This window comes from Neobacillus drentensis, assembly GCF_036966985.1.
In the GTDB taxonomy this organism is placed as follows: Bacteria; Bacillota; Bacilli; order Bacillales; family Cytobacillaceae; genus Neobacillus; species Neobacillus drentensis_E.
Genome location: NZ_JBALSN010000805.1, coordinates 297 through 1,149 on the forward strand (window position 1 = coordinate 297; position 853 = coordinate 1,149).

An 853-nucleotide genomic window follows, 5' to 3' on the forward strand; every position below is an offset into this window, starting at 1 on the left:
CATTTTTGCCATTTCCAGATCATAGATGCGCTGTTCCAATAACTCAATAACATTTTTGAGCGAGTCCAATTGCATGGAGGCCATCTGATCACCAGCTGCTGTCCGGGCTTCAAGCTGTGGAAGTTGATTATTCTTTAATTCCTCTACTTTTATTTCACCCGCAACAATATATTTTTCAAGGGTCAAATAGTATTGATAGTTTTGCTCATACATTTGTTCGAGCATATTGGTTGAATCAACCATTTCATGCTGATATTTTGATATTTCTATGTATACCTTGTCAATTTCGGAGCCCATGGTTTGGTACTTGCCAAACAGCTTTTCGACCATCTTTTCACCCTTTTTAAAGAGCTTTCCGAAAAGTCCGCCTGACGTCTTTTGAAAGTCCTTTGCATCAAACTTATCCATGATGCGACCCAGTTGCTTAAGTAGCTCCCCTGAATCCTCTACTTTCGTTGTCCGCATATTATTTAATATCTGGTCAGAAAAACGGGAAATTTGTACAGCAGGTTCCTTCCCAAACTCTAGCACTTGAATCTGGTCACGCTCATCAATTGTACGGGCCAAATTTTGAATTTCTGGTTCTTTCCGAAGTGCAAGTTTAATGTCAGAGACTTTTGTTTCTGTGAGGATGTCATCTGCACCTGCTGGCGTTAAGCCGCTTGATGGATTAGGCGTAAGATTCACTTTTTAATCTCCCCTTAAATTTTTTAAGATTCCTTGGAAAAGCCCTTTTTTGAAAATGGACGGTTCCTTAAACTCCAATTCAAAAACAACATCTTCGAGCCAATGTTTATCAAATAACCGGTCGTCAAGAAAATTTTCAATATCATTATGGCCAGGAGGATTATAA

Annotated in this window: 1 pseudogene (running past one end of the window); it reads right to left on the reverse strand. The window is 39.0% G+C overall.

The window, feature by feature from the left end:
* Window positions 1–687, reverse strand: a pseudogene (locus tag V7659_RS31910) (toxic anion resistance protein); its annotated part reaches 296 nt to the left of the window's first position; the annotation flags it as partial.
* Window positions 688–853: the final 166 nt, after the last annotated feature.